Below are 23,358 nucleotides of genomic sequence, written 5' to 3'. Positions count from 1 at the left end.
ACATTCCATCATAATTTTATAGAAGAACGCAAAAAGAAAGAAGAATAAGAAAAACAACAAAAATACATCAGAGATATTAAAATTTTGGATTGGTAATTCTACATTAAGTACTTGAAAAGCAGATATGAAATTCCCTATCAAGAAACACCCTATCGCAATAGTAATACAAACCCAGAATACTCCTAACTTAATTTTTCTGGATAATATAGAATACAGTAATGAGATAAATACAGTAGTTTCAACAACTAAAGATGATAGCCGGATATTAAAATCTGATACAAAATAAAGATTCGGAAAAACAAATAAAAATATAACGCAAAAACTTATATAAGCTATTAAAGCCAATAGCAATACATAAAATTGCACATATGCATGTTTACGCAATGGACTCACCTTCTTGAGTTTTTTCTATACTTTTATTAAAAAGGTCTTGATAGTAGCACAACTCCTACTAATTAAAATGTGTGCAACCTATTATGTATATTATGACCTTTTTAAAAGATTTCTTTCTACACACAACAGCCTTATTAACTTTTTGTAGATGTTTACAATTTTTAATACTGAGAATTCGAAATAGGATACATTGAAAAATGTGATTTTTTTAAGCATTTTCGCATCGTAAATTTGGATGGCACAACTTATCTACTCTTTAAATATGAGATAGAATCTAATCCTCTATTGAATTATAGTTAGTTTCTAACTGTCACACTTAAAAAGGAATGAAAATATACTATCATTAACAAAAAAGTTCGAATTAGTTCACGAAACGAACTGCAACTATTATAGTTACAACTTAGATTGATGTCAATTTCATATTCCCTCCTTTTTAATGGACAAAAAGCATGACATATTTATAAAATAAAAAAGCCTTACTACATTTAATTTTACAGTAGTAAGGCTTTTTAAAATGTTTTATGTTCTAGCTATTAGTAGCGGTGAACTACCCGCCACTTAACGTCCTAACGGACTGTTTGAAGTGGGGGCTTCTCGGTTAGTCGTTACTTTTGTAGCTAACGAATTCGTCCTAAGACAGCCGAGCTAACTCCCTTGTTCCAAGGGTTATTTTATTGCTATCTATGATAACGCTAATAGGCGTATTGCTTCATTTTTGATATTGATAGCTGCGGTGTAAATCTCTATCGAGATTTACACCGCATATACAAAAATAGACTCGCTCAGACAATGACATATTTTTCACATTTCCACAACTGCTACATATTTTTGTGGAAGGAAACCATTTGTCTATTTTCACAAGCTGTTTGCCTTGTTCATTTAGTTTATAAGCTAAGAAAGAAGTGAACATACCCCAAGCATTATCAGCGACGCTTTTTCCAAAATGAAGTGCTTGCGATATTCCCTTCATATTTAGATCTTCAATAGCTACAACATCAAAATGAGTAGCTAACTCTTTAGACTTATGATGAAGGAAGTTCTTACGTTGGTTTGCTACTTTTTCATGCAGCTTAGCTACACGGATACGTTGTTTATTCCAACGCCCTGAACCTTTTGTACGTCTTGATAATACTCGTTGAGCCTTTGCTAATCGGTCTAACATTTCACGATAGAACTTAGGATAATTGGCTCTCTCATCCTCAGAACTGACGTATAATTGATCCATCGCAAAGTCTAATCCAACAACTGTTTCTACTTCTTTTTGTACGATCTCTTTTTCGTATTCAGTCAAAATGGGCACATAGTATTTACCAGTAGGTGTCATAGAAATCGTACATGACTTGATTATATGGCCTTGTGGTATTTCTCTATGCTGTTTGATACGTACCATTTTCAGTTTTGGCAATTTGATATGACCGTTAAGCAATATAATATTTCCGTTCACTACATTCGTTGTATAAGACTTTCTGTCTTTTTTGCTTTTGAATGTTGGGAAGTCATTTTGACCACGAAAGAAATTTTTATAGGCAGTTTGCAAGTTTAGTTGAGCATTTGCCAAAGCTAATGAATCAACTTCTTTTAACCAATCAAATTCTGCTTTGTATTTTGCAGCATTGGGAAGCATTTGTTTCTTTAGTTGATCCTTATCATCTTTATATTTTTCATACGCTTCTTTCCGTTCAGCTAACATTCTGTTATACACGAAACGTATACAACCGAAGGTTTGACGCATAAGACGTGCTTGGTCTTCTGTTAGATACTCATGGTCTTCCATATCTCCAATGTACCTATTTAAATCTCTTCTTAATGCGGCAGTAATCTAGATACATTACTGCTTACCGCTCTTCATTTCAAGCATTAAGATATAACTCCCTTTCAAGCCTGCAACCTTTAGTTTTAAGAGGTCACTAATACGTAAACCTATATTGTATAACAACTTTACTACATTATTTGGGACAAATTTTAATTTAAACCATATATTATCTATATTTATTAAACCTTTTCTGTTTTTGGAAAAGAGATACCAAAAACTGTTTTATTCCATGGATTACTTTCAACCCATATCCTGCCCTGGTTTTTTTCTACTAAGGATTTAGCAATAGCAAGCCCTAATCCGCTACCTCCATTAATAGAATTTCTTGATTGGTCACCACGATACATTCGTTCAAATACATGATCTAAATCATGTTCCGCGATTCCCTGTCCTTTATCCCAAACAAGCAATTGGAATTCTTGATTTGATTCCATGAGTTCTATTCCAAGTACTTTTCCTTCTTTCCCATATAAAATAGCATTTTTTATTAGGTTATCTATAATTCTTATAATACTTAGATAATCAGCCGTGATAAAACATTTTGTTTTTGGTAAACTAAGCTTTAACTCCAAATTATTCTTCTTGATTTCAGGCAAATACTCAATTAATACTTCTCTGGTAATTTCAGTTAACTCTAGAGATTCAGAATTTATTAAAACTTCATCTGCATCTAGCTTTGCCATATTAAATATTTCATTGATTAATTGCTTTAAGTTGCTGGATTTTTTTGAAATAATTTCAAGATACTCTTTTTTCTCTTCTCGAGAAACAGCTATATCATCTTTTAAAGCATCAATATATCCTATAATAGATGTAAGAGGAGTTCTGATATCATGAGAAATACTTGATAAGAGCCTTTTTCTCGCATTTTGAGCTTTAATGGATTCGATTTGAACTCTCTCTAACTGTTCAATTAATTCATTCACAGAAAATATCATTTTATTAAATACATTATCTTCATTTACAATTAACCTTGTTGTTAAATTCCCTTTAATTACACGTTGTAACTCCTCAATCATTATTTTCAAACGATTAACGAAGTGGAACCTTATAAGTAAGAGAAAAGTCGTAAAGAAAAATAGTACTATGTACAAAACAAGTTTATTTATTCCTAATAGCTGATTATTTAAATCTGTAAAAAAAAGTCCTATAATACATAATAATTGAAGAATATTAAGCAAGATAATTTTATCGCTATACATTTTGGTCACCTACAAACTTATATCCGATTCCCCAAACTGTTTGTATTAATTGAGGATTAGAGGGATCCACTTCTATTTTTTTTCTAAGTTTTCGAATATGGACCATGACAGTATTATCATCTTCTAAATAGTTGTCCCCCCAAACATTACGGAACAACTGAGATTTTGTAAACACTTGCTCCGGATTTAAAGCAAAAAACCTTAGTAGTTCCATCTCTTTTGCAGTTAAAGGAATCTCTTTCCCCTCTTTGAAAACAGTATATTTTTTCATATCAATTGAGATTTCTTTAAACTCTATACGTGTTTGTTCTCTATCCCCTGCTTCACTTCCTAAAACTAAAAATCTCCTCATAAGAGCTTTAACTCTAGCTACTACCTCATTTATACTAAAAGGTTTTGTAATATAATCATCTGCGCCCATACTTAAACCTAATATCTTATCAGTTTCATGATTTTTAGCAGTGAGCATAAGAATAGGAACATTCGTTTTTTCTCTTAATTTTCTGCAGACCTCAATCCCATCAATTTTTGGCATCATAAGATCTAATATAAACAGATCATATTTGTTTTTATTAAATAACGAAAGAGCGTGCTCGCCATCTATAGCAACATCAACCTTATATAATTCTCGCTCCATATATTTTTTTAATAAATCTCTAATTTCTTTTTCATCATCCGCTATAAGAATTCTAATTTCTCGCAAAATAACACCTGCTTTCATAATTTCTATTATACATGTCCAAAATTATTGCTCTTATTCTCTTTAATTTACAAGGCATCAAAATAAGAAAATTGGCATTTCTTTAAAGAAATGCCAATTCTCAAAAATTAAACTGTTTCAAACGCCAATATGTCGTTTATTATATTAGCATTCTTTTTAAGAATGTCTAGCTTTGAATTTGATAACATTTCCATATGGGTTCCGTACCCTTGAATTATCCTGAAATTCTTCGTAGTAGCATTCTCCCACAGTAAATTATTTTCATCTTCTTTTTCTTTTACTGATTTTATATAACTTATATTTCCATCAATACTGCCATTTGTTGTTGTACTCTGTACATACATATAAGACTTCATAATTAATTCTATCAAATAATCATTAGCTAATTTTTCTAAATCTTTATATTTTTTCAGATTGAATTTTTCATGAAGTTCTCTCTTACACTCTTCCTCTGTATAAAGATTCTGTTCTACAATCGTACGGTATTTTGAATCAATAAGAATAAGATTTTCTACTTCTAAACCTTGTCTATTCAATTCTTTTGCCACATCGAAGGCAAGAATTCCACCAGCTGAATATCCCACTAATGTGTACGGTCCTTCTGATTGAATATCTTTTATTATTTTAACATATTGTGCAATTCTATTTTCAGATTTAATAAAATTAAAACTGTAAACCGAATATGACTCAATATGCTTTGCTAGCCCCATATATGCTATTCCTATTGAAGCAGCAGGTGGGAAACAAAATAGTTTTTTATTGGTGCTTGTTGAGCTACTAAGTTGAATACAATCCTCTGTATAATCCTTTAACATTTCTTTTGCACCTTCTAAGAACGCTGAAAAACTTCGGACTGTAGGTTTATCAAATACATCTTTAAACGGTACTCTAAAGTTTAAATCTGCAACTATCCTTGAAACAAATGTCATAACGTTTAAAGAGTTCGCTCCGATATCAAATAAATTAGTATTCATACCTATTTTTTTGATATTTAAAATTTCTTCCCATATGCTAACAATTTTTTCTTCTAAATCATTTCTTGGCGGTTCGTATTCTAATTCATATTTGACATTTCCATCTGGTGCTGGTAATGAATTTACATCTATTTTGCCATTTGTTGTCAACGGTAATTCCTTAAGCTGTGTAAAAAATGCCGGTATCATATAATTTGGAAGTTCTTTTGATAAATATCTTCGCATCTCTGTAACAGTAATTGCTTTTTCTTTATTCTCTAAAACAACATATGCACAAAGATACTGACTATTCTCACCGTCTATTCTTGCAACAACTTTTGTTTCTTTTATATTATCTAATTTTAGAATTTGATTCTCTATTTCTCCTAATTCAATTCTATAACCACGAATTTTTACTTGATGGTCAGTTCTCCCTATAAATTCGATATTTCCACTAGGCAACCATCTTGCAAGATCCCCTGTTCTATACATCTTTGCTCCAGGTACATATGGATTTGATATAAATTTTTCTGCTGTCAATTCAGGTCTATTTAAATAACCTGTAGCAACACCATCTCCACTTATATAAAGTTCTCCTTCTATTCCTACTGGTAATATCTTTTGATTATCATCCAATATATAAATTTGAACATTATCAATTGGCTTCCCAATAGGTACCGATATGTGTTTATCGTCATTAAGGCTATATTTATAAATCATACAACCAATTGTTGTTTCTGTTGGACCATACTCATTATAGATTTCAACATTATGATTGAAACTTTTTGAAATCTCTCTTGCTAACTCAGTCTTTAAATCTTCTCCACCCACTATTAATCGTTTTATATTTGAATTGCTGTTATCAATATCTCTTATCAACCTTAAATGGGATGGTGTCAATTTTACTATACCTACTCTATTATCCTTAAAGATTTTTCTTATAATTGGTTCATCCCCATCATTATTGTAAATAACTATTTTATTTCCAGCAATTAATGGTGTGAATAATGATGTAATTGTAAGGTCAAATGAGAAAGATGAATACAAGGCAAAATCTAAGGCCTCTCCTTTGACATATTCCTTATTTGCCCATGTTATATAATTGACTAGGCCTCGTTGCTTCAGCATAGTTCCCTTTGGCATACCTGTAGAACCCGAAGTATAAATCATATAAGCTAGATTGTTAGTATTACTTGTTACTTTTATATTTTCAGTAGAATAATGATTGTACTCTTCATCTAAAAATACTATTTCTTTGCTTAACCTCACTGCATCTTTACCTTTTGTAAGTATTATATTTGTTCCACTATCCTCTACTATATACTTAATTCGCTCTTCAGGATATTCAGGATCTATTGGTAAATATGCTGCTCCAGATTTTAAAATCCCCATAATTCCTATAATCATCTCTAGAGAACGTTCAAGCATGATACCTACAACTGTGTCTGGTTGAACTCCTTTATTCTGGAGTATCCTAGCTATTTGGTTAGATTTTTCATTAAGTTCTTTATAAGTAAGTTGCTGCTTATCAAATACCACAGCTACCTTATTTGGAGTCCGTTCTACCTGTTCTTCAAATAAGCGATGAATTGTTTTTTCTTTTGGATACTCTGCCTTTGTTTCATTAAACTCATTCAAGAAATAATGCTTTTCTTCTTTTGAAAGGATTTCTAATTGATTCACATTTTTATGTTCATCCTGCACAACTTGGTCCGTAACATTTTTCAGATGATTTGCTATGTTCTGGATGAGTTTTTCTGAATAGAGATTTCCATCATATGATATTTTGAGAATAAGCTGTTCACCTGGAACGACAACTATTGTAAATCCATAGTTGGTTTGTTCAATCCCTTTAATATCCTTAAATACGAAACTACTCTTACTTTCTTCTTCCTGAAGTAAACGTTCATCAAGTGCATAATTCTCAAAAATCATTACATGATCAATTAAATCCCTTTTTAAATCACTAAGAGACTGTATATCTGAAAGATTCATATAGTTGTATGCTTGGCTTTCTATTGCTTGTTGCTGTACCTCTTTTAAAATATTTTTAAAGCTCTTCTGTTCTTTTATATTAATTCTCGTTGGAATTGCATTAATGAATAATCCAACCATTTTTTCAATTCCAGCTACTTTGGCATCTCTACCAGAAACGACAGAACCGAATACAACATCGTCTGTATGATTATACTTGGCTAAAATAATCCCCCATAAAGTTTGTAGCACAGTGTTTAACGTAACATTATTTTGATTAGCCAATTCAGTCATTTTTTTCGTAAGCTCCCTTGAAAATTCAATGAGCGTCTCTTGTCCATGGTACTCTCTTGTACTATCAATTTTGAACGATGGAACTTTCGCAGGTTTTTGATATCCTGCTAAATATTGTTTCCAATATTGAATTCCCTCTTCTTTTTCCTGTTCTCCTAACCATCTAATATAATCACTATATGGTCTTGGCTCTTCTAAATTAGGATACTGTCCTACTTGTTTGTTTCCATAGATATGGAACAATTCTCCCAAAATAATACCTCTGCCCCATCCATCGAACAAGATGTGATGATTACTCCATATAATTGTATAAGCCTTATCATCAGTTTGAATAAGTTCCAGTCTAATTAAGACATCTTTACTAAAATCAAAACCTTTTTCTCGATCTTGTTCAATGTAGGTTGTTATACTTTCTTTTTGCTGATCTATTCCTTGCTGTCTAATATCTCGGTATCTAAAGCCAATCTTTCGACCTTTTATAATTACATTTTTTGGTTGTTCTGTAATTTCATATTCAATTGCTGTCCGAAGGATTTCATGTCTTTTCATAATATCGTTCAAACTTTCCTCGAATAAGTTGACATCAATAAACCCTTTGACATCAATGACAAGTTGTTCAAAGTATGCACCTGATTGTGGATCTTCTAATGCATGGAATAGCATACCCTGCTGCATATTAGCTAATGGATAAATCTTTTCTATTTCTCCCCACCTATTTTTCGCCTTGATTTCCTCTAGTTGTTCGAAGCTTAATTCTTTGTCTCCATAGTCAAATGGTGTTTTTTCAGCCTGTTCCTTAGAAATGCAATGATGGATTACATCAAGAAGAGCAGCCTTGAAAGCTTCTGTAAACTCCACTACGACATCCTCTGCATATACTTTTGTATTATAAGTCGTATCAATAGTGAGCTTTCCATCTAAGACAATAGCATTCATTTCTATAGGTGTTTCTCTTGTATGTTTACCTCCAATCGACTCTCCTGCCGATATCCAAGAAGAAGAAAAGATTGTATTATTGAGATCTGCATCCATTTGACCTAAGTAATTAAACAAAATAGGTGGCTGTTCAATATGCCATAAATCTGGATCTCCACTCAATTGTTTTAAAACCCCATAGCCTATTCCCTTATTCGGAATTCTTCTAAGAGACTCTTTCACTGTTTTAATAGTCATTGAAAGGTCCTTTTCATCTCCTAAATTGATGTATACAGGATATTTGGTTGTAAACCATCCAACTGTTCGGCTAATATCTACATTTTTTATAATCCGTTCTCTACCATGGCCCTCTAGACTAATCCTAATTTTATTTTCACCAGTTACTCTCCTTGTAGCTATTAAAAGAGCACTAATCAGTAAATCATTGATTTCAGTATGATATGCTTGATTTGTTTCTCTTAACAATCGGCTTGTTTCCTCTATTCCGAGAGCGGTACTAAAAGTATCACTATCCTCATATCGGAATAGTCCAACTTCCTCTTTTTTCTCTAAAAAGTTAACATTATCCTTTAATGTGTTCACCCAATATTGCTTTTCTCTAAGGATTTTTGCACTCTTAGCATACTCGTTGAGCTGAGTAGCATACTCTTTATAAGAAGTCGTTTTTGGATAAAACGCTATTGGTTCGCCTTTCATTAGCTGGCTGTATCCAAGTGCAAAATCTTCAAATAGGATTCTCCAAGAGATTCCATCCACCACAAGGTGATGAATAATAAGTAACAGATGGTCTCCAACATTCGTCTTAAACTGTGCTACATTTACAAGAGGTCCTTCTTGTATATCAATTTTCTTCTGCAATATTGTCGCAAGTTCTTGAATTTTCACATCTGGATTATCTTCTCTCGAAACGTCATAAACATTAAAACCAAATTGATTTTTTTCCACTTCTCGATTGAATTGAATTACTTCATTATTCTCCTCTTTATAAATCATTCGTAATGCGTCATGATGTACAAAAATTGCTTCCATAACTTCTTTTATCATTTCCTCACGGAATCCATCTTTCCTATACAACATAACTGCATGATTATAATGATTTACTTCTTCTTTTCCATTCATAAAATACGCTTTTTGAATTGGAGTGAGCAACGCATCTCCTGTTTCAATTTCATAAGAGCCTTCTTGTATTGTCTCAATATTGACATAGTTGCTTAAAAACTTGATTTCCGGATAGGTAAATAGATCTTTCATCTCTAACGTGATACCTTCTCGTGATAAACGTGAGATAATTTGTAAAGCTTTAATAGAATCTCCACCCGAAGCAAAAAAGTTATGGCTAATCCCAATTGGCTTGACTCCTAATATATCTTCCCATACCTTCACAAGTTTTTCTTCTACCTGATTTCTTGGCTTTTCATAATCTACTCCCTTACTCACATCTGGCTCTGGTAAGGCTTTTTCGTCTACTTTTCCATTTGCCGTAAGTGGAATACGCTCCATCTGAACAAAATAAGATGGAATCATGTATTCAGGGATTTCTACTTTTAAGTACGCTCTTAATTCTTCAAATGATAGGTCCCTCTGGGACGTAATATATGCACATAGATATCTTCTTCCGTCCTGACCTTCTCGATCAATCACGAATGCTTCTTTAATTTGTTCGTGTTTAACTAAATGACGCTTAATCTCTTCTGTTTCAATTCGATAACCTCTTATTTTCACTTGACCGTCAATCCTACCTGCAAGCTCAATTCTACCATCTGATAGTCTTCGAGCAAGATCCCCTGTCCGATACATTTTTTTATTTGGTTCAAACGGATTTTGAACAAATTTTTCTTCTGTCAAATCTGCTCTGTTTAAATATCCACTTGCTACGCCATCTCCTGATAAGCATAATTCACCATAAACACCTTCTGGGACAAGTTTCATTTGTTGATCCACTACGTAAGCCTTCATATTCTGAATTGGTCTCCCAATCACAGGGCATTCTTTGAAAGCTGCCATTGTATCATATTCAATAACTTGATATACCGAACCAATTGTCGCCTCTGTAGGTCCATAGTGATTCATTACCGCATGATTTGGGTAATGTGTATAGAATTTTTCAACATCTATTGGATTGATTTTCTCTCCACCTAACACGACTAATCTCAAAGTTTTACAGCTCTGATTATTTGAGAAACTCGGATCATTCACCAAGACGTTAAAGAGAGACGGTGTTAATTTCAAATAAGAAATCCCTTGTTCTTCTATATACTGTAATGCCTTCTGAGCATTAGTATATACTTCTTTTGTAACGAGATGCAGTTCACATCCATTTAAAAGTGATGAATATAGACTTGTATAGCCCAAGTCAAATGCATAGGAAGATACTAACATTGCCTTATCTGTTTCTTTTAGATTCGCTTCCTTTGTAAACCAAGTCATGTAGTTTACAACGTTGTTGTGCTGAACACATACACCTTTAGGTGTACCAGTCGAACCTGATGTATAAATGATATACGCATTATGATTCCATTTATAATTGACTAATAAATTTGATGTATCCCTCTCTTTTATAGAATCATCTTCCATGGAGATTATTTCTCCATTAAATTGGAGAGTTTCTTTCCTTTCTCCTTTTACTATCAATAGGCTAGCATTACTATCCTTTAAAATGACATTCGTTCTTTTATCCAGTTGTTCAGGATCTATTGGTAAGTAAGTCGCTCCTGCTTTTAATACGGCCATAATTCCAATAATCATTTCAAGAGATTCTTCCACTAACATACCTACTGTTATCCCTGGCTTTGCTCCTTTTTCTTGAAGCAACCTTGCCATTTGATTCGCTCTTTCATTCAGTTCCAGATACGTAAGTTTCTGATTTTTAAATACCACGGCTACATGGTGAGGTGTTCGTTTCACCTGTTCCTCAAATAATTGTGAAATTGTTTTATCTTTCGGATAATCAGCTTTTGTATCTTTATCATCCTGCAATAGCATCTGCACTTCTTCTTCTGAAAGCAACATAATATCCTGAATGCTTTGTTCTGGCTTCTCAATAATTTCTTTAAAAACCTGGATTAAATGTTTAGCTAATCTTTCTACAGTTTCCTTCTTAAATAATTTAGTTCTGTAATTTAATACACATTTGATACTACGCTCTTCTTCAACAGCGGTAAGTGTTAAATCAAATTTAGATACATGCGCCTTCATTTGATATGGTGAGAAAGTTAAACCTTGTATTTCAAAATCATCATAGTCAAAGTTTTGTAAGACGAGCATTGTATCAAACAAAGCACTTCTGCTCATATCTCTCTTTAAATCTAATTTTTCAACTAATTCATCAAATGGATAATCCTGATTTTCATAGGCTTTTAAAGCATTCTCTTTAACTTCTTTTAAATAATCTTGGAATGAAACGTCTCGTTTTGGATAATTTCTCATTGCAAGAGTATTAACAAAAATACCCATAATCTGTTTCAAATCATCATGAGGTCTTCCTGCGATTGGAGATCCCACTACGATTTCCTCTTGCCCCGTATATTTTGAAAGCAGTGTTGTGTATCCCGCTAACAGAAGCATATACAGCGTCACACCATGTTCCTTCGCCATCTTCTTAAGATTAACATATATGTCACTATCAATTTCAAAATGTACAAGGTCACCTTCTGTACTTTGAATTGGCGGTCTTTTATAATCTGTCGGCATATTTAGTACTGGTACTTCTTCTTTAAATACATGCATCCAATACTCTTCTTGTTTTTTCATTTCTTCTTGAGTAAACAATTCTCTTTGCCATACAGAATAATCTTTATATTGAATGCTTAATGGAGATAATTCTTTCCCGTTGTATAACTCAGCTAATTCCTGTGTAAAGATCCCCATTGATACACCATCCGATATAATATGGTGCATATCTAATACAATCACGTGCTCATCATCTGTAACATGTATGATTTCAACCCGTAAAAGAGGAGCCTTCTCCAAATCAAACGGTTTAACAAATCCATTGATCATATCATCTAGCTTATTGGCACCCATTTCTCTATACGTCACTTGGAAATCTATGTCTTTCTCAATCTTTTGAACTGGTTCACCATCTACCATTACAAAAGAAGTTCTTAAAGCTTCATGTCTTTCGATTAATTTATGGAAAGCCTTCTCAAGTTGCTGAACATCCAAATCACCTTTTATCTTCATGGCGAACGGTATATTGTAAGATACTCCGCTACCCTCTATTTTGTTTAAAATATAGAGTCTTTTTTGTGCAGATGAAAGTGGATAATAATCTTGTTCTTCTACTTTTTTGATCGATGCATATACACTTTCTTTTGTAGAGTCAATAAATTCTCCAATCCCTTTTATAGTAGGTGTTTGGAAGATTTGTCGTAAAGGTATCTCCACCATAAGTTCCTTATGGATTTTAGAAACCATCGTAGTTGCTTTAAGAGAATGACCTCCTATTTCAAAAAAGTGCTGGTTGATACCGATTTTTTCCACTCCTAAAATTTCCTGCCAAATGGATACAAGTCTTTCTTCGACTTCATTCCTTGGTGCCTCATACTCTACTCCCACAACTGCACTTTCATCAGGTTCTGGTAAGGCCTTTCGGTCCACTTTTCCATTTGCTGTAAGTGGTAGTTTATCCAACTGAACGAAAAACGCAGGAATCATATACTCTGGAAGCTCTTGCGCCAAATCCTTCCGAATTTCTTGTAATTTGGATTCTTTCTTACGTGTTTCAGACGTAAAATAAGCACATAAATATGGTTGACCATTATTATCCTCTCTTGCGATGACAACGGCTTCTTTAATCTCTTTCTGTTTCAAAAGTTGATTCTCTACCTCACCAAGTTCAATCCTGAAACCTCGAATTTTCACTTGATGGTCAATTCTACCTAAAAATTCGATATTCCCATTAGGTAATAACCTTGCAAGATCTCCTGTCCGGTACATCCTTTCCCCTGGAATGAATGGATTTGGAACAAACTTCTCCGCTGTGAGCTCTGGTCTGTTTAAATAACCACGTGCCAAACCTTCCCCACTTACACAAAGTTCACCTGCAACTCCTAATGGCACTAAATTATTTTCCATATCAAGGATATAAACCCTGTTATTACTTATTGGTTTACCAATAAGTACCTTCTGATCTTCCTGTTTTAATTCACATATTGTAGAACAAACACTATTTTCTGTTGGACCATATTCATTAAACAATTTTACGTGAGGCATTTTCTGAAAATGTTTTGTAATTAAATTTTCATTAAAACCTTCACCTGCAATTGTCACAAATCTTAAATCTACTAAAGGCTTATCAATAGTGTTTAATAGATTATTATAATAACTTGGAACAGCTAACAAATTAGTTACTTTATTATTTTGAATAATATTTATAAATTTACTGAAATTCATTCTTATATCTTCTATTAAAATTAATTTACCTCCAGAAAGCAAAGTAGTAAAAATATCTTCAACAGAGCTGTCAAAAGAGAAAGAAGGCATCTGTAACGTAATATCACTTTCATTATATTGATATGATTCTATTCTCCAACATAACGTATTGAGAATAGATTTATGATTCACCATAACACCCTTTGGTTTTCCAGTTGAACCTGAAGTGTATATTATATAAGCCATGTCAGAGGACTTATTTAGACTAGGCAAGTTTTCTGTAAATCTATCCTTAATCTTTTGTACATTTATATCAATACAAGTTAAATCATAATCTACATGTTTATTTTCTTGTTTTAACAATATTTCTATACCACTGTCTTCTAACATATATCTTCTTCTATCCTCTGGATACTCTGGATCAATTGGAAGGTATGCTCCCCCGGCTTTTAATATCGCCATCATACCAACTATCATTTCAATCGAACGTTCAACCATAATACCAACCACAGTATTAGATTTCACACCTTTTTCTCTTAGCAGAGCAGCGACTTGATTAGATTTTTCGTTCAGTTCCCAATAAGTCAATTGTTGATTTTCAAACACAACTGCAATATTTTCAGGTGTCCTTTCTACCTGTTCTTGGAACAATTGATGGATCGTCTTCTCTTTTGGGTAATCTACTTTTGTATCATTAAATTCATACAATAAAGTTGTTCTTTCTTCTTCTGCAATTATGTCTATTTCATTTATTTTCTTATTCTCATCTGCAATCACTTGTTCAGTTACTTTTTTAATGTGCATTTCGATATTATCTATTATTTTGTCATCATAAATATTGCCATCATAAGTTAAAACTAAATTTAACTTCTCACCTGGAGTTGCAGCAATACTAAAACTATAATTGCTCTGCTCTTCTGCGTGTATATCTTCTACCTCAAAACCTATATCCATTTTTTCATTTCCGGCAATACGTTTATCAACAGCATAGTTCTCAAACACAATTATATGATCAATAAGATCATTCTTTAATTTACTCATTGCTTGAACTTCAGCTAAATTCATATAGTTATAATTATTGCTAGCTATAGCTTCACTCTGTACAACCGTTAAAACCTCTTTAAACTTCTGATTCTTTCCAAGATTTATTCTAGTTGGAATGGCATTAATAAATAAACCAATCATCTTTTCAATTCCGTCTACTGGTGCTTCCCTTCCCGATACAATAGTTCCAAATACTACTTCGTCTGTATTGTTATACTTCGCCAAAATAATACCCCAAATACTCTGGAATACTGTATTAAAGGTTACGCTATTCCTATTAGCAAGCTGTGTAATCTTATTTGTTAGTTCGTTCGAAAATTCAATTACTTTTTCTCTTCTTAAATACTCACTATTATTCTTAGTAATCTGTAATTTTGGTATTTGCGCTTTCTCTTCATAACCATCTAAATATTGCTCCCAATAACTTTTACCTTCTTCTTTATCTTGCTCTTCCAGCCATTTTATATAATCGCTATAAGGTTTCGTTTCTTCTAACTCATATTCTTCACCATTTATTAATTTTCCATATACAGTGAATAACTCACCTAATACGATTCCAAGACACCAACCGTCCAATAAAATATGGTGATGACTCCATACCAATTTATATAAGTTTTCATCTGTTCTAATCAAACATACTCTCATTAAAGTATCTTTACTTAAGTTAAATCCCTTTTCTGTATCTTCTTCTCTATAATTTTTTATGAATAACTCTTTTTCTATAGTTCCTCTTTCACTTATATCGCAATATTGAAAACCTATTTCTCTATCCGCTATTATTATTTGTCTAGGCTCCTCAACTATTTCATATTCAAATGATGCTCTTAGTATTTCGTATCTTTGCATGATTTTATTAAAACTTGTTTTTAATATCTCTACATCAATGTATCCTGTTATATCCATGACAGTTTGTTCAAAATATGCTTTTGAATTTTTGTTTTCCAAAGCATGGAACAGCATTCCCTTTTGCATATTTGCTAACGGGTAAATCTTTTCAATTTCAAAATCTTTATACTTCTCTTTAATATCCTTAAGTTCACTTAGAGTTAATTTAGTATCCCCATAGTCATAAGGCGTCCTTTCCACCTCTATTTGACTAACACAATGATCAATTATAGTTTCAAGACTTTCTTTAAACTTATCATTTAATTTCCTGATTGTTAGTTCATCAAACTCTAGCTCATTAAAGGTAGTATTTATAACCAATTCATTATTAATAATTATCGAATTGATTTCTATCGAATTATTTCTTGAAATCTTTCCTCCAATTGTTTCCCCATAAGAAAATTTTGATTCAGAAAATTCATTTCTGTTAACATCATTATCCATTTCACCTAAATAGTTAAATGAAATTGGTGCTTTTTGTTCATTTAATAGATACTTCTCTTTTGATAAATATTTTAGTATACCAAATCCGATTCCCTTGTTAGGAATTTTCCTTAAAATTTCTTTTACCATTTTTATATTAGTAGCAAGATCGGTCTCATTGCCTAAATCTATAAGTACTGGATACATAGTTGTAAACCAACCTACAGTCCTACTAATATCTACATTTTCTAAGATATCTTCTCTTCCATGTCCCTCCATATTTATTTTTATACAATTTTCACTTGTTATCTCTCTAGCACCTAATAATAAGGAAGTTAACAATATGTCATTTATTTCTGTATTGTATGCTCTATTGGATTCTCTTAATAAACTTATAGTCTTTTCCTTATTTAAAGAAATACTAACTGTTTTACTATTTTCGAATGTGTCACTTTTGAGCTCTTTTTTTCTAGGTATAAATGCAACCTCAGTATTTGCTATCTCTTGCCAATACTCTTTTTCCTTTAATAATTTATTGCTACTAGCATACTCCCTCAGCTTAGAGGAAAATTCTTTAAAGGATTCAGTTTTGAATCCAACGTCTAACTTCTCACCTCTTAAATCCTGAGAATATAGAGTTTCAAAATCTTCTAATATTATTCTCCATGATACTCCATCTACTACAAGATGATGAATGGTAATAAGCAGATGATCACCTTGATTCGTTTTAAATAAACAAAGATTAACGAGTTTACCATTTTTGATGGAAGATTTCTTTTGGATATTTGTCGCTAATTCATATATTTTCTCTTCCTTATTCTCTACTCCCTCAACATCATGAACGTATAAATCAAAGAGGTTATCCTTATAGCCTCTATTATACTGAATAATCTCTCCATCATTTTCTCTATAAATCATTCTAAGGGCATCATGCTGCTCTAATATCTTATTAAAGACTCTCTCTATTCTCTTTCGATCAAATCCATCTTCCCTAAACAGCATAAATGATTGATTAAAATGATCTAGTTCTTCTTTATTTTTCTCAAAATACCATTTTTGAATTGGAGATAATATTACTTCTCCTGTAACTATTTCATAAGGTTTTAACTGTTTGATTTGCTTTTTTACATACTTACTAAGATCTTTAATTTTAGGGTTTGCAAATAGATCTTTCACTTCTAACTTAAGATTTATTCTAGACAACCTGGACACAATTTGCAGAGCCTTAATAGAATCTCCACCTGATACAAAGAAATGATGATTTATCCCTATATCCTCTATGCCTAGGATATCCCTCCAAATCTCAACAAGATGTGTTTCAACTTCATTTCTTGGTGCCTCATATTCTACCCCTGATTGACTACTTCTATCTGGTTCTGGAAGTGCTTTTCGATCCACTTTATCGTTTGATGTAAGTGGTAACTGGTCAAGTTGAACAAAATAAGAGGGAATCATGTAATCAGGGAGTTCCTTTTCTAAAAATTCTCTTATCTTGGCTGAAGATATTGCTTTTTCAGACACAATATAAGCACTTATATACGTATGATTTTCCTTATCCTCTTTTGCTACTACTACGACCTCTTTTATATCTTGATGTTTTAACAACTGGATCTCTATTTCACCAAGTTCTATTCTATACCCACGTATTTTTACTTGATGGTCAATTCTTCCTATGAATTCAACATTTCCATCAGGCATCCATCTTACAAGATCACCTGTACGATACATTTTTTCCCCACTGACGAAAGGATTTTCCACAAATTTCTCGGCAGTTAAGGCTGGATTATTTAAATAACCTCTTGCCAATCCAACTCCAGATATACATAACTCTCCTGTTACTCCAATTGGACAAAGCTGATTATACTTATTTACTATATAAACTTTAGTATTATACACTGGTTTTCCAATTGGAATATTATCATCATTTTTATTCATTAAGAAACTTGTAGTTACTACTGTATTTTCGGTTGGACCGTAGGCATTTACAAGCTGATAGCGGGTATTCTTATTTAAAATTAACTTTTCGCCACCGGATACTAACATTCTTAAAGAATGATTATCTTGTAATATAAATTGTTCACTTACCTTAGATGGGAATGTTGCAACTGTTATGTCTTTACTATTCATATATTCATTTAATTTATCTAGATCAAGCCTAATATCTTTTCCTAAAACATGCAAAGTAGCTCCGGTGATTAAACAAGGGAAAATTTCTCCAATAGATGCATCAAATGAGACTTTCAAATAGTTTGTAATTCGATCTCTTTCTGTTATTTTATGAAAATCTACATACCAATTACATAAATTGACTAAGGAATGATGTTCCACTAACACCCCTTTTGGTAAACCCGTGGAACCAGACGTATAAATGACATAGGCTAAATCATTTCTATTATTACGCCTCTCCATATTAATTTGCTCTTGATTTTTTATTGTTTCATCATTAATTGAGATTTTAGTTATACATTCATTATTGATAAAATGAAGTTTATCGTATAAATGAGTCTGCGTTAATACGAACTTTGTGTTACTATCTTCTACCATATATTTAATTCGCTCTTCAGGATATTCAGGGTCTATTGGTAAATACGCTGCCCCTGATTTTAATATCCCCATGATACCGACAATCATATCTAAAGAACGTTCCACCATAATTCCTACAATCATTTCTGGATGAACACCCTTATCATAAAGTACTCTAGCTACTTGATTGGATTTTTCATTGAGCTCCTTATAAGTAACTTGTTGCCCCTCAAATTCTACGGCAACCTTGTTTGGAGTTCTCTCTACCTGCTCCTCAAATAATTGATAAATGGTTTTATTCTTTGGATAATCCATATAAGTTTCATTAAATTCATTCAAAAGAATGTGCTTTTCTTCTCCCGAAAGCATATCTATTTGACCTAAACAAACTTCCTGATTATTAGTAATTTCTCTTAAAATACTAACAAAGTGCTCTGATATTTTAGCTATTGTCTCTTTCTTAAACAATTTTGTACAATATTCTAAATCAAATTTTATGATGTTATTAGTTTCTACTGCTGATAATGTCAAATCAAAATTTGCTATATTAAGTTCACTATCATATGTTTCAAAACTTAACCCTTTAATCTCTTCATTAGAGGTATCTAAGTTTTGTAGCACAAACATCGTATCAAATAATGCACTTCTACTCATATCTCTTTGTAAGTCCAGCTTTTCAACCAGTTCATCCAAAGGATAATCTTGATTTTCATACGCCTTTAATGCATTTTCTTTTACTTCTCTTAAATAATTACGAAATGTTTTATCTTCATTTGGATAATTTCTCATCGCAAGGGTATTCACAAACATTCCGACAATATTTTCAAAATCATGATGGCTTCTTCCTGCAATTGGAGATCCTACCACAATATCATCTTGACCCGTATATCTTGAAAGTAAAGTTGTATATCCAGCTAACAGAAGCATATACATGGTAACCCCATTTTCTTTTGCAATTCTATTAAGCTTCTTTGTCAACTCACTATCTATTTCAAAACTTCTTCGGGCCCCTTCAACACTTTGTGTCGGCGGCCTTTTATAATCTGCTGGCATATTTAAAATAGGTACTTCTTCTTTAAAAACATTTATCCAATATTCTTCTTGCTTCTTCATTTCCTCTTGAGTAAACAAGTCTTTTTGCCATACTGCATAATCTTTATACTGTAGGTCCAATGGGGATAACTCTTTCCCTTCATACAGTTTACAGAGCTCTCTATTTAAAATGTTCATTGAAACTCCATCTGAAATGATATGGTGCATATCTAGGACCATCACGTGCTCATCATCTGTGACATGTATAATTTCAACCCGTAAAAGAGGAGCTTTCTCCAAATCAAACGGTTTAACAAATCCATTAATCATATCATCTAGCTTATTGGTACCCATTTCTCTATACGTCACTTGGAAATCTATCTCTTTTTCAATCTTTTGAACTGGTTCACCATCTACCATTACGAAAGAAGTTCTTAAGGCCTCATGTCTTTCGATTAGTTTATAGAATGCATTCTCAAGCTGATGAACATCCAAATCACCTTTTATTTTCATAGCGAAAGGCATATTATAAGATACTCCGCTACCCTCTATTTTGTTTAAAATGTAGAGTCTTCTTTGGGCAGATGAGAGCGGATAATAATCCTGTTCTTCTACTTTTTTGATCGATGCATATACACTTTCTTTCGTAGAGTCAATATATTCTCCAATTCCTTTTATAGTAGGTGTTTGGAAGATTTGTCGTAAAGGTAGCTCCACCATAAGTTCCTTATGGATTCTAGAAACCATCGTAGTCGCTTTCAGTGAATGGCCTCCAATTTCAAAAAAGTTGTGTTGAATTCCTATGTTTTCTATATCTAAAATATCTTGCCAAATGGATACAAGCTTTTCTTCGACTATATTCCTTGGTGCCTCATACTCTACTACTCCTGCAACCGAACTTTCATCAGGACTTGGTAAAGCCTTTCGATCCACTTTCCCATTTGTAGTAAGTGGTAGCTTGTCTAGCTGAACAAAAAAAGCAGGAATCATATACTCTGGTAACTCTTTTGCCAAAAACTTTCGAATTTCTTGAACCCTAGTCTCGCCCTTCGATGTTTCGGAAGTAAAGTACGCACATAAATATTGATGATTATTACTATCTTCTCTTGCGATAACAACAACTTCTTTTACTTCCTTATGTTTTAGAAGTTGACTCTCTATCTCACCCAGTTCAATCCTGAAACCACGAATTTTAACTTGATGGTCAATTCTTCCTAAAAACTCAATATTTCCATCAGGTAACATCCTCACAAGGTCTCCTGTTCGATACATTCTCTCTCCTAGAATGAACGGATTTGGAACGAATTTCTGAACTGTTAATCTCTCGTTATTTAAATACCCTTTACTTAATCCGTCTCCAGAAATACATAGTTCTCCAGGCACACCAAGTGGAAGCAGGTTAGAATTTTTATCTACTACAAAAACCGAAGTATTTGCTAACGGTTTTCCTATTGGGATAACCTCAGTTACTTCATTAACAAAATAATAAGTAGCATATACCGTGCTTTCAGTTGGACCATAAACATGAATAATTTTATCTTTGCCCAATTTCTCAAGGGCTTTGTTCACATGTGAAACTGAAACTCTTTCACCACCGAATAATATTTTTCTTATTTTATCTAAACAATCTATTTCTAAATCTACAAGCGCATTAAATAAAGCTGTGGTAATAAACATAATACTTATTTGTTCTTCCTTTATTAACTTAGCTAGTTTAACAAGACTTAATACAGTGTCCTTCTCAACCATTATTAACTTTGCACCATTTAGAAGCGCACCATAAATATCAAATATAGACCCATCAAAAGCATAATTCGAAAGTTGTAGTATCGTATCATTCTCATTAATTTCAATATAATTTGTATTCTTAACTACTCTAATTGCACTATAATGCGGAATAACTACTCCTTTTGGTGTTCCTGTTGATCCTGAAGTATAAATGATATAAGCTGTATCACTTGAATGATTTATCAAATTCAAATTATCTGTACTTAGCCTTAAAAAATTCTCTTGATCTAAATTAATTAACTCCACATTCAAATTAAGTTGACTTATACATCTATCTTGAGTCAATAAAACTTTTACATTACTATCTTGTAACATGTAGTCAATTCTCTCTTTAGGAGTCTCAGGATCAATTGGTAAATAAGCCGCTCCGGATTTTAAAATCCCCATAATTCCTATAATCATTTCTAAAGAACGATCGACCATGATTCCTACAATTGTGTTTGATTGAGCACCTTTTTCTCGCAGTAGTCTAGCTATTTGATTTGATTTTTCATTTAATTCCCTATAAGTTAGGTTATTACTTTTAAAGCTAACTGCCACACGGTCAGGTGTCTTCTCAACCTGTTCCTCAAACAATTGATGTATCAACCTATCTTTAGGATATTCAACGGTTGTTTCATTAAATTTATAAAGAAGGATGTTTCTTTCCTCTTCTGAAATTAAATCTATATCGATCAATTTCTTAGCATCATTTTCGATAACTTGCTTCGTTACATTTTGAATATGACACTCTAGATTATTGATTAGTCTTTCTTCATATACATTTTCATCATATACAATTGTTAGTTTCAATTTCTCTCCTATTCCTACAGTAAGGCTTAGGCTATAATTACTTCTCTCTTCGTCGGTTACAGATACAACTTCGAACCCTAATCCACTTTCCTTTTCTTCCAATCCTTTTTCATCAATAGCATAATTTTCAAATACTAATATATGATCAATAAGATTACTTTTTAAGTTGCTAAGAGCTTGAACTTCGGCTAGATTAATATAATTATAATCATTACCCTCTATTGCATCATGTTGAGTTGCTTTTAAAACTTCTTTAAATGATTTTTCACTTTGCAGCTTTATTCTAGTTGGTATTGTATTTATAAATAAACCTAACATATTCTCTATACCTTCTACAGCTGCATCTCTGCCTGAGACAACTGTTCCAAAAACAACATCCTCACTATTGTTATACTTCGCTAGAATAAGCCCCCAAATACTCTGCATCACTGTATTTAAGGTGACGTTATTTTTATTTGCCAGTTGTGTAATCTTATCAGTTAACTCTTTTGAAAACTCTATCACTTTTTCTCTTCTCTGATACTTTCCAGCACTAGAGTTATTAAATTTAGGGAGGGTAGCATTTAACTCATACCCCTCCAGATACTTACTCCAATACTTCAATCCTTCTTCATTATCCTGATTATTTAGCCAATTTATATAATCACTATAGGGTCTAGGATCTTCTAATTGATGCTCTTCACCTTTCATTTTATGTGAATAGATAGTAAATAACTCATCTAATATAATCCCAATACACCAACCATCAAGTAATATATGATGAAAGCTCCAAATTACTTTATATGAGTTATCATTTGTTTTGATCAAACAAATTCTCATAAGGGTTTCTTTTGTTAGGTCAAAGCCCTTCACCTTATCATCTACTATATATTTTTCCACATATAAATCTTTAGTGTTTAAATCTAAATCACTTACATCATTATAGCTAAACTTAATTTTTCTATCCCTTAATATTACATGTAATGGCTCGTCCAATTTATAATTAAATGATGCTCTTAACACTTCGTGCCGTTTCATAATCTCGTTGAAACTTTCCTCAAAAATAGTTTCATCTACATAACCTTTTATATCCAATATAATTTGTTCAAAATATGCATCTGAATTTTTATCTTCAATAGCATGAAACAGTATCCCCTTTTGCATATTTGACAATGGATAGATTTTCTCAACTTTATTAACTTTCATAAATTTATCCCCCTAAATAGTTTCCGT

The 23,358-nt window shown here is 32.4% G+C and carries 3 protein-coding genes and 2 pseudogenes; all 5 read right to left on the bottom strand.

Features of this window, described 5'->3' with window-relative positions; all coding sequences use genetic code 11:
* Nucleotides 1–384, bottom strand: a pseudogene (locus DN404_RS06535) (GGDEF domain-containing protein); the annotation flags it as partial.
* A 690-nt stretch (nt 385–1,074) separates the two neighbouring features.
* Nucleotides 1,075–2,167, bottom strand: a pseudogene (locus DN404_RS06530) (RNA-guided endonuclease TnpB family protein).
* A gap of 218 nt (nt 2,168–2,385) precedes the next feature.
* Nucleotides 2,386–3,408 (bottom strand): sensor histidine kinase, encoded by a 1,023-nt coding sequence (locus DN404_RS06525; RefSeq protein WP_179951859.1) that lies wholly within the window; start codon nt 3,406–3,408, stop codon nt 2,386–2,388.
* The gene (locus DN404_RS06520; protein WP_001206988.1) at nt 3,401–4,111 is read right to left on the bottom strand and encodes a response regulator transcription factor; all 711 of its coding nucleotides are present in this window, start codon (nt 4,109–4,111) and stop codon (nt 3,401–3,403) included. The genes DN404_RS06525 and DN404_RS06520 overlap by 8 nt, the downstream gene beginning before the upstream one ends.
* Nucleotides 4,112–4,236: 125 nt before the next feature.
* The gene (locus tag DN404_RS06515) at nt 4,237–23,331 is read right to left on the bottom strand and encodes a non-ribosomal peptide synthetase (RefSeq protein WP_149214871.1); all 19,095 of its coding nucleotides are present in this window, start codon (nt 23,329–23,331) and stop codon (nt 4,237–4,239) included.
* Nucleotides 23,332–23,358 lie beyond the last annotated feature (27 nt).

Source organism: Bacillus sp. TE8-1 (genome assembly GCF_008368855.1).
Taxonomy (GTDB): Bacteria; Bacillota; Bacilli; order Bacillales; family Bacillaceae_G; genus Bacillus_A; species Bacillus_A cereus.
Note: the sequence above shows the minus strand (reverse complement) of the source record. Positions and strands in the feature narration are given on the sequence as shown.

Excerpts from the sequence above, each read along its gene's own strand:
- DN404_RS06525 (WP_179951859.1), bottom strand. The coding sequence starts at position 3,408 with ATGTATAGCGATAAAATTATCTTGCTTAATATTCTTCAATTATTATGT.
- DN404_RS06515 (WP_149214871.1), bottom strand. The coding sequence starts at position 23,331 with ATGAAAGTTAATAAAGTTGAGAAAATCTATCCATTGTCAAATATGCAA.